The sequence below is a fragment of the Chitinophaga solisilvae genome (assembly GCF_009928525.1).
Lineage (GTDB): Bacteria > Bacteroidota > Bacteroidia > Chitinophagales > Chitinophagaceae > Chitinophaga > Chitinophaga solisilvae.
In genome coordinates this window covers 163,186-174,048 of record NZ_JAABOK010000008.1, presented here as the reverse complement: position 1 = coordinate 174,048, position 10,863 = coordinate 163,186, and the positions used below count along the sequence as shown (strand labels likewise).

General features: G+C 50.2%; 7 protein-coding genes. All 7 read left to right on the top strand.

All coding sequences use genetic code 11. From position 1 onward, the window contains the following. The first annotated feature begins 10 nt into the window (after window positions 1-10). Genes GWG06_RS18220 through GWG06_RS18190 form a run of 7 tightly spaced genes read left to right on the top strand, consistent with a single transcriptional unit; the run spans window position 11 to window position 10,750 of the window. Complete coding sequence (locus GWG06_RS18220; RefSeq protein WP_160714927.1) at window positions 11-1,795, top strand: DUF4397 domain-containing protein; 1,785 nt, start codon at window positions 11-13, stop codon at window positions 1,793-1,795. A gap of 8 nt (window positions 1,796-1,803) precedes the next feature. Next, complete coding sequence (locus GWG06_RS18215; RefSeq protein WP_160714925.1) at window positions 1,804-3,048, top strand: hypothetical protein; 1,245 nt, start codon at window positions 1,804-1,806, stop codon at window positions 3,046-3,048. Window positions 3,049-3,058: 10 nt separating this feature from the next. After that, complete coding sequence (locus tag GWG06_RS18210; protein WP_160714923.1) at window positions 3,059-4,081, top strand: fasciclin domain-containing protein; 1,023 nt, start codon at window positions 3,059-3,061, stop codon at window positions 4,079-4,081. Window positions 4,082-4,099: 18 nt separating this feature from the next. Further along, complete coding sequence (locus tag GWG06_RS18205) at window positions 4,100-5,398, top strand: fasciclin domain-containing protein (RefSeq protein ID WP_160714921.1); 1,299 nt, start codon at window positions 4,100-4,102, stop codon at window positions 5,396-5,398. A gap of 11 nt (window positions 5,399-5,409) precedes the next feature. Beyond that, window positions 5,410-6,438: a fasciclin domain-containing protein gene (locus tag GWG06_RS18200; protein ID WP_160714919.1), complete on the top strand. Its 1,029-nt coding sequence runs from the start codon at window positions 5,410-5,412 to the stop codon at window positions 6,436-6,438. A gap of 20 nt (window positions 6,439-6,458) precedes the next feature. Beyond that, window positions 6,459-7,403, top strand: a complete 945-nt coding sequence (locus GWG06_RS18195) for a fasciclin domain-containing protein (RefSeq protein WP_160714917.1) — start codon at window positions 6,459-6,461, stop codon at window positions 7,401-7,403. Window positions 7,404-7,423: 20 nt separating this feature from the next. After that, on the top strand, window positions 7,424-10,750 hold the full coding sequence (locus tag GWG06_RS18190; protein ID WP_160714915.1) for a TonB-dependent receptor: 3,327 nt from the start codon (window positions 7,424-7,426) through the stop codon (window positions 10,748-10,750). Window positions 10,751-10,863: the final 113 nt, after the last annotated feature.

Below are 10,863 nucleotides of genomic sequence, written 5' to 3'. Positions count from 1 at the left end.
ACAGCGTGTCATGTATTGTTCTCTGCAACATCGCTTATTACCACTGTTATATATACTGATGCTGGCATTCACTGCTGCCTGCACAAAGCCCAAGGTAGCTGCCGGTATACCGGAAGACAACCTGCTGACCATCAGCAGCTCCAACATCCGTTTGTTCAATGTCAGCCAGCGTACGCTGAATGTGACGGTAAACAATACGGTACTGGCCATGCAGCGTACTTCTCCGCTTGAGGAACCAGGTATCTCCGTTATCGGTAAACAGCTTTTTCCGGACGGGATGTGGAAGAACGGAACATCTTTTTCTATTCCTTCACTGGTGCTGGATCAGTCTGGCGATGCCCGGTTGTCTGCCGGCGATCCCGGTACCGGTATTACCTTCCGGGATACAGTGCTGAGGAATGATCCGGCGCGTCCGGCGGATGTATACCTGCTGCCAGCAGGAAAGATAGTCTGTTTTCCGCGTAACAATACACCGCCGGCGGATCCGCAGCATTTTAAAATCCGCATCGTGAACCTGGGTGCAACACAGGATGACTTCAATACTGCTGGTCCGGTATCGCTCACCTATGCCGATGGTACCGCCGTAGATCCGGTATTGAACAATATCGCTGCCGGTACCTCCTCCCCATATGCAGAAATACCCTATGGCGCATATCAGTTCAAATTGTTTGCCGGCGGCGATTACAGCCGGCAGCTGGTAACCGGCGATATGCAACCGGCCTTCAACAGCTGTCAGCCGGGCCGGTTGCCGCAGGCGGGTTTTATGCCACCGGTGGTAACATTCAAGCCTGGTGGTGTGTATACCATTATGGTCGTTAACCGCATGTTTTTGTTTTCTTCTGTCTGCGGCGGCACTTCCTTTAATGAATCAAAGTATGCCAATGCCTATCAGCTGATTACGGACCTGGATGCCGGTATTAACCTTACCTATGCCCGTGTGCATGCCGTGAATGCCATCCCCGGAAAAAATATAACGGTGAGGGTAGATGGAAGGCCGCTGGGAGAAGGCCCGCTGGGCTATATCGGAGATATTTTCCGGGAGAAGGCAATAGCCGCAGACTACCATACCATTGTGCAGGGAAGCCATACCGCTGAAGCGCTGGATGAAAAGGGCAATACGCTGGCAGCGGTATCTATGCAGCTGTTTCCTTATGATAACTATACTATCTGGGCATATCGGGAAAAGGGGGGAAGTGTAAAGCTGCTGTTCACTTCCAATGATATGACCCACACGATTTACAGAACAGGAGGCAATACGAATATACAGGGGCCTGACGACGGTACAGACGGAGAGCGCCGCCGGCTGCGCTTCACCTATGCGTGGCAAAGCCGGTTCCTGAATTTATGCAACGAACAGCCGGAAATTACCTTCACCAATAACGGACAGCTCTTCCTGCCGGAATTTGTTTATCCGGATACCCTGCGCTTTGCGTCTGCCTACCGGCATCTCAGACCCGGTATTCTTCCCGAAAGAAATCCGGCTGTCATCTACCGGCTGAATAACATATCAAAGTATACGGAAGAGGGCAGGCCCGATACCTTCGGTTCCAATGATGACCTGCTGTATTTTCCTGAAAAAATATGGGTGAACAATACCGCCGGCGGGCAGTCGCCGGGTACGCTGCTGACAACGGTAACACCGCTGACCTGCCGTAAAACATTCATCGCCAACAATAGCATGTATGCCGCCACCATTACCACACCACCGGCAGAAAACGGTATTTATACGCTGGCACTGGTGGGGGGAGAAGCAGGTGCTGCACCCCGTATCATAGCTATCAAACACAATAAATAAAAATATTTATGAGACATAGAATTACCTGGCTGACCGCTATACTGCCGCTGGTTTTATTGCTGGGCAGCTGCTATAAATATGCAGAGCGCGATCCCGTGGAAACCCCCGCCTACCTGCGGGTATTCAATTCAGTGGCTGTAATGCCGGATGCTTTACAGGGTACTGCCGTCGCCTCTTTCTTTACCTTCCTGATGGACCCGGAAACCGATGCGGCGGGCATACCGCTGAAAGCGGCGGTAATGGGTGATTTCCTGACCACGCGGCAGCTGTACAGCGCTTCCGTGCCACTGAATTCCGGCAACAGCTCAGAAGGACAGTATGTGATAGATAAATTCGGCAGAAGGATTTACAGCACCACACCGCTGAATTACGAATATCCCGGTAATGCGAAAGTACTCACAGCGGCTGTTATCAACGGTTTTGACCTCTCTGCATGGGCACAGATCACTTCCGGTAAGCACCGCATTGTTTTCGTCAGCAGACCTAAAAACAGTATTGCCTTTCCTGAGCTGTCAAAGGAAATAAGAAGCCAGGTGCTGATAGATACGGTCGTGGATTTCAGCCAGGGAGAAGTATATACCATGCAGATACTCTGCCGCGACCTGGAGAAAAATCAGTACGGCCTGTATGTCCGCAATGAACAATTCACACATCAGCAGTTTGATGATAAGAAAATTTATGTAGGCTTTCTGAACCTCTCCGGCGCGCCCACCCGGCAGATGCAAATGGGTATGGAGGCTGCATTTCCGCAGAAGATCCGCATCAGCTACAGCTACAAGCAGCAGGAGCTGCAAGGCACCCTGCCCGTGCCCATGGCAGGATATAACAATAACTACTATACCACGCTGACAGAAAAAATGAATACAGGCATCAGTTACCTGACACTACCGCTGTTGCCAAGAGCGTCCTTCTTTGAAAAAGATACCCTGCGTTCGTATAGCCGGGTAGATCTGAGATACACTGGCCTGGTTACCCTGCCACATGCCGAGTTCTATTTTGAAGATGCTGACAGGCCCGGATTTAAAATGCCTCCGGTGCAGTATTCCGCCGATCCGTCTGTATATAACATCTACAGGTACAGCAGCTTCCTCACCGACAGGCAGACGGAGATCAATGTTGCACCCGTGCTTAACCTGATTACCAGCTCCGGCAATAAATATCATATATCCGCCACCGTTAACATCATGGAAATTATTTACGACAGGATTTACATGATGCAGGTGCAACGCGGATTCAATGAAATTCCTCACTAACTAAATCTGAATGATGCGGGAATATAACAAATACCTGCTGTGTGCATTAGTATGTGTCATGGCAGGATGTATCAAGAAAGAAGCGATGCAGACGGCTCCGGATAGTACTGCTGCCAGCCTGAGAAGCCTGATGAAAAGTAATTTTTCGTTCAGTATGTTCTATGAAGTGATGATGCAGACAGGCACGGATTCGCTGCTGGATAATAACGCAGCCGGCTATACGCTGATGGTGCCCGATAACGGCGCTTTTGCCCGTTCCGGCATATCAAGAGACAGCCTCCGGAAAATACCGGCTGCCGATTTACGCAGGATGGTACTGTATCATATACTTCCGGGGAAAACCGGCAGTGCAGCCATTCCACAGGCGATCGGCTTCTCCTGGAACACCCTTTCTAACGACCGGCTTTTCACCTCCACCACTTCTGCAGACACCAACCTGTACGTGAATGGTATCACCGTCATCAGGAAAAATATCCAGGCAGCCAATGGTATCATTCATGCGCTGAACAATCCGCTTACCGTACCTGCAGCCTCTGTGCAGGACCTCCTGGTACAGCAGGGTACTTACAGGTGCCTGATTGCAGGGCTGAAAAAGTTCGGCCTCTGGGACGGCCTGAAAACAAAAAAACCGGTGGTCATCATTGCACCGACAGATGAGGCTTTTGCGCTGCATAACTGGAACGCAGATGCCGTGGAACAGATGGACCCGGCGGCCTTCAGAAAACTGGTGTTTGGCGCCTATATCATCAGCCCCGCTTTCTTCTTTCTGCAGGATCTCAAAATGGCGCCGGTAGCAGGCCCTTTTCTGCAGGAAGAGTCACTGTACCTGGTGAGGAATGTAGTATCCGTTACCGAGGCAGAATTCAAGGTTGTGCCGACCAATTACCGCGACCCTGAATATAGTATGCGGGATATCTTCTTCGGTAAATGGTTTCCTGTTCCCTTCAGCAGGCCGGGAGCACTCGCGGTCAACGGTATCGTGCACCAGGTGGATCAGCTGCCGGTAATACCTGACAGCACGCGGATTAAATAATCTCAATACAAACAGGGTATGTACTTTAAACTGAACATAAATATAAAAGCCATAACAGTTTGCCTGGCAGCTATGGTGCTGGCAGCGGGGTGTATCAAATCATCCGACTCACCGCTGCTGTCTGCTCCCATGCCGGAATATAACCAGGCCAGCCTGAAACAGGCTATAACGTCAATGGATACACTGAGCTTGTTTTACCAGGCAATAGATAAAGCAGGATATAGCAGTCTGCTGGCCGGTAACGATGTATACACGGTCTTTGCGCCGGGTAATACTGCCATGCAGGCTGCCGGACTGAATGCGGAAAAAATCCGGCAGCTGACGCCTGATTCGCTGCGCAAACTGGTGGGCTATCATATGCTGGCAGGCGCCTACGATGATTATTCCCTGCGCGGGCTGCTGCTCACCTCCTTTGTTCCCACGCTGCGGGAAGATACCGTGCTGATACCGCAACAGCAGTTCTATGTAAAAAAATCATGGCTTTCCATTCAGCAGTCCGATCAGCTGTATCTCAACAGCTGCGCCGTTGGCGGAAAAATACGGCCGCTGGCATGTGCCAACGGGTTTATTTATCCTATCGGCAGCGTCGTCAACTTCGCGCCGGTAGATGAAAGCCGGACCATGTGGGAGGTCATTGAAAACGACCCTGAGCTGAGCATGTACCGGGATGCCGTACTGCTGCTGGATAGTATCAAACAAACAGACGTCTATTTTGAGGGAACTGTCTTTGGCTCCATACTTACGCCGCCATTGGATTATCCGTTGCTGTCAGAACGCAAAACCAATCCGGATAACGGTACAGTGAATCCCAGGAGTACGCCCGCCGTATTTGCGCCTACCAATAAAGCATTTCATGATGCGGGATTCCATTCCCTGGAAGACTTGCGCGCACTGGCATACCGTTACCCTTTCGGCGTAACCGGATGGGCCAATGAAGATTATACAGAGGTGATGATTACGTTTAGGTTTTCCTCCCTGGATACGCTGCTCGCCCGTAACATCCTGGTAAGCGGCAACGGGGATGCTGCACGGTATCCTATACGTATTCTGTACAGCGACCTGGTGAAAGGAACCGTCAATAACGGGATCTTCAACAGAATGACAAGAGTAGAGGGGCAGAGCGGCAGCGCCTACATCAGGTATCCGTTTGACCTGCAGTTCAGCGCTGCTAACGGTGTTGCCTATATGCAATGGCGCAGTAACGGCGATAAAATCATTATCCCTAAAGATGACAACCCGCTGAAACCGGTGAATAACTTCAACGTCGATAACGGTGTGATTTATAAAGTAGATAAACTGTTTTACCCTTTCAATTAAGTGATGCGTTTATGATACATCGGAAACTATCCCGGTTGGTATACCACTTTCTGCCGGCAGCGGGTATGATACTGCTGCTGTTATCCGCCTGCAGCAGGAACAACGAAATAGCCCCGCAGGAAGAAACAGACAGAAGCCGGACCGGTTATATGCTGGAAGATAACTTCAATTTTACTGTATGCAATAAGCTGTTTCAGTTCAGCGGACAGGCAAAACTGTTGAAGGGACAAGAGCTGTATACCGTGCTGGCGGCAGATAATGAGGCTTTCAAACAGATTGCGGCAGCAGACATACCTCAACTTTCCTACGAAAATAACTGGTTCAGGGAGCTGGCAGCCAATGCTATACTGCCAGGCAATCACCTCATACGGAAAATGCCGCTGGGAGATAATCAGCCGCTGATGTCCGCCAGTGGAAATAATGTATATGTGAGCCGTTACCTGGAAGGCAATGATACCATTACGACCATCAATGGCAGCCAGGTAACAGATACAGATGTAAAAACCGGTAATGGCAGCCTGCAGGTCACCAGGCAGGTTGTACAGCCTGCCCGGTTCAGACACTTGCCCCAGCTGCTTACCGGCGATACTACCCTGACCCTTTTTGCGCTGGCAGTACAGCACAGCGGGCTGATGCCCCTGCTGCAACAGTCGGAATATACAATACTGGCGCCCGTTAACGCGGCCATGCGTGCGAAAGGAATGATTGGCCCGGCCATCAACCTGACATCCCCGGATGGTATCCTGGCAACTGATAAAGCTGCACTGGCAGCCATCGTGCAATATCATATCCTTAAAGAAATTCATTTCCTGGACCGTATTCACCGCCGCACAGATACCGCTGCCCAACATGCGCTCATCATGCTGAACGGAGAGCCGGTAGTAACAGGAGGTAATCCGCAGCAGTATAATGCTACCACCTTTACCGGGAAGAATAACGGCCAGGCAGCCAGGATTTACAGATTTGAATATTTTAATCTGGCCAATTGCCCGGCTGGTAACGGAGTGGTGCATCACATCGATAATATTCTTCTTCCGTAATTCCCACAAAACAAGTCTTTATGTTTAGAATAATACATTATACCGGCTGGACCATCATGGCGCTGCTATTGTTTGCCTGTTCGCGGGAAGAGCTGAACAGGGAAGTGAATATGCCCCGGCAGACCTGCCTGGATTATATCGCTGCTGATCCGCAGCTGTCGTGCTTCAACGCGGCACTGCAGCGTACTGGCCTGGCTGCTGATACGGCTTACCTGAAGCGCGGGCCTTTCAGTTTCTTTGCACCCACCAATGCTGCATTTGCCGCCGCCGGACTGGATATACAGACGGTGCAGCGATTTGATAAGGATTCGCTGAGAAAGATTGTTTATGCGCATGTATTGAGCGGCAGACTGGGCAACAGTACCTTGTCAGGGTTTTACAGGATCAGCGCAGTATGCCTGGATACTATTTATAAACCCATGCTGATACGCAACTACTACGGTCTATTTCTCAATGGCCATATCACGGAAAATGCTACAGACCTGGGAGATGGTATCGTGCATAAAATGAATGCCATTGCATTCCCGATATCGTCTACACTTTGGGAATTTATCCGCGACAACCCGCAGCTGACCATGCTGAAAGCAGCTATCGAAAGATCCGTTCCGCTGCCCGGCCAGCCTGCCGTACAACTGAATTACCGGGAGATATTGGATACCGGCCTGCCAGGCGTCTGGACCACTTCAACGGTATTATGCCCTGACAACGATGCATTCCGCAAACTGGGGTATAATGATGTGGATGATATACAGCAGGCCACAGAACAGCAGATAAAGAATATACTGAGAATGCAGATATCGAGGGGATACTTTTTTGTCTGCGATTACCTGGGAGCCGGAACCATGCAGCCGGGATCAGATATACTGAGGGCCGGCAGCAACATTATCTATCCCAGAATAACCAGGGCTAATATCAAAGGCAGCAATGGTGTTGCTCATATGACTGACCAGGTTGTTTTACCATGATTTTTAATATGCACTGTATCATGAAAAATAAATTTTTATCCGGGGATAAAGCCTACCTGCTGTTCCTGGTATTTATACTGTCATTATTCCCGGCGGACCTGCAGGCGCAGGAAACAGGCGGAGCCCTGGAAGGATGGGTTACCGGCTCCGGTAAAAAAGGACTGGAGGCTGCCGCCATAACGCTGACGCATATACCTTCTTCCACCCGTTATCACCTGACTTCCCTGAAAGACGGACATTTTTACTTCAGCAACCTGAAGCCGGGAGGGCCTTATCACCTGGAGGTATCGCATGTGGGGATGAAAAAGGCAGATACGCTTATTGCTAAAATTTCACTGGGAGATGCACAGGTTATCACTATAACATTACAGGAAGCTACGGTGGCGCTGACCGGTATCACTATCACGGCTGCTGCCGGTAAACCCGCCATGCCAGCAGGCTCCGGTGAACAGATCAGCCGCCGTACCGTACAGGATATGCCCACTATTTCCCGCAGCCTGACAGACATCACCAGGATAGTACCACAGGCCACAAAAGATAACAGCTTTGCAGGCACCAACTTCCGCTATAACAATGTTACCCTGGACGGTGCTGTCAATAACGATGCTATCGGCTTCAGCCCTTCCCTGGGCGGGCAAACCGGCAGCTCCAATATGCCCGGTAGTTCCACCAGAACAAACCCCATATCCCTGGATGCTATCGGTGAAATGCAGGTATATCTGTCTCCCTTTGATATTAAAATCGGTAATTTCACTGGTGGCAGTATCAACGCAGTAACACGGTCAGGCACCAACGAAATACATGCTTCCATATATGCCTACGGCCGGAATGCCTCGCTGACAGGTCCTGACAGAACAGGTACTGAAAGCAGTAAAGCCCTGCCGGCTTCTTTCCACGATATGCAGACAGGTGCTCGTATAGGCTTTCCTGTTATAAAGAATAAATTATTTTTCTTCACCAATGAAGAAATTACCGACAGGCAGGAACCTGTACAGCAGGTAGCCGGAAGTCCCGGCTCCGCCAATATTCTCAGCCGGGAAGATGCAGATAAGATTACACAACATGCGGAAAGCCGGTATAACTTTAATCCCGGAGAACATCAGCTGTATAACACCTACGCGCGCTCCCGGAAATTATTTAACCGCCTGGACTGGAATATCAATGAGCAGCACCAGCTGGCCATCCGCAACAACACCGTATTTTCAGAAGCGTTGCATATGGAAAGGGACCAGTTTAACTTCCGCTTTTCCAGTATCGGTTTCCGGCAGGTCAATACACAATCATCTACCGTTATTGATCTGAAATCAAGGATCAGCAACCGTATGTCCAATAACCTCCTGCTGGGATATACTACTATCCGCGATTACCGGGAACCTTCCGCCAGAACGGATTTTCCGCAGGTGCAGATTGTTGGCCGCACGCCAGGATCCACCATTTTCTTTGGTACAGACAGGGAGGCGGCTGTTTTCAATTTAAAACAACGGACATTTGAGCTGACGGATAACCTGACGGTAAGAATGGGCAGGCATACGCTGACAATAGGTACGCATAACGAGTTTTATAACATCAGCTATGGTTTTGTTAACAGTTGGAACGGAAGGGTAACCTATCAGAGCATAGAAGATTTTCTGTCCAACAACCCGCAGCGGGTCCAGGGCAATTTCAACTATTTCAACAACAGCCGGGAATACCTGTACCATCATCCGGCGGCGAAGTTCCGTGTTAATTTCATGAGTGGTTACTTGCAGGATGAAATCAGGGTGTCACCCCGTTTTAAAGTTACCCCCGGCCTGCGTATCGACTGGGTGCATATTCCTGACAAGGCGCCGCTGAGCAGCCGCAGCGCAGACGCTTTTCACGATCAGTACTTTGGTAACACCTACGCCTATACGCCGTTGAGCCAGTATAACCAGCGCTATTTATCCCAGCCGCAACTATCGCCCCGCATTGGTTTCAGGGCGGATCTCAATGAAAGCCGGACGTTGGTACTGAGAGGAGGGCTGGGTATATTCACCGGCCGCATTCCGCTGGCATGGATGGGGTACGCCTATTACAATACCGGCAGTACCTTTGGTTCCATCGATCTGCGGACAAACGGTATTCCGCCGAATCCGTTTCAACCCGGTACCGATCCGCTGCTGCGGCCGGCCGGCAGCCCGTATGACGGCATCGCTGCCTTTGCATACCAGCAGGGACGCATAGTTAATAATCCCAACGCCGGGCAGACACAGGTAGACGTTATTGATAATGACTTTAAGATGCCATCTGTTTTCAGAAGCAGTCTGGCACTGGATTTTACAGATGCACACGGATTTAACTATACGCTGGAAGGTATCTTTACCAAAACTATCCAGGATGTGAAATTTATGCAGATCAACCTGAAGGATAATCCTACGTATTACGCCTATGATACTGCGCAGCATCTGCGGAAACAGCCCGTATACAACGGCAGTGTTGATCCGCGTCTGGCCAATGCCTATATGCTTACCAATACGTCCAAAGGATTCCGCTACAGCATTACCAGTAAAATCAGCAGAAAGTTCAGTAATGGTTTTCATTTCATGAGCGCCTACACCTACGGTAAATCAAAGGATATTTCCAATGGTATACGCAACTCCATGGAATCCAACTGGCAGCTCAACCAGGCGCTGAACCCCAACGATCCTGCCCTGGCTTATTCCAACTTCGACATCAGGCACCGTATTATTGCCATGACAGGCTATGAACGCAGCTGGTCAGCACGGTGGCGCAGCGTGATCTCCCTGTTTTTCTCCGCGCAGTCGGGTAGCCCGTTCACCTACGGTTTCGTGAACTATACGCCGCAGAATACGCCGCAACAGGTATCACTGGCCTATATTCCTTCCCGGGGGGAGACAATCAATTTCTTCACTACAAAATATGCGGCAGACGGCGCCATCATCAGCACCGCCCGGCAACAGGCTGACGCCTTCGACCAGTTCATCGATGACAACAGCTACCTCAGCTCCCGCCGTGGCAATTTCACAGAACGCAATACCGGCCGCACTCCCTGGAACATCAATGCTGACCTGCACTTTGCGCAGGACCTGAACCTCTTCACCGGCAAACCTCTGAAAGACCGCCATACTATCACCCTCACTGTGGATATTATGAACTTCACCAACCTGCTCAGCAAAACATGGGGATGGGTATATTTTTCTCCCAATACCTACAACTCCACTGCCAGCATAGGACTGCAACCATATATCCCCGGCCGCAGCGCACAGGGCTACCCGCTGTATCAGTTCAGGGATCCCGGAAAACCATATTCGATAGATCCGCTGGGATCAAGGTGGCAGATGCAGGTAGGAATACGTTATAGTTTGTAAACAATTACGAATTACGAATTGCGAATTACGAATGAGGAGCGAAGATGAAAGCGAAGAAGTAAATTCTTTATCCGCTTTCATCTTCGCTCCTCATTCGTAATTCGTAATTCGCA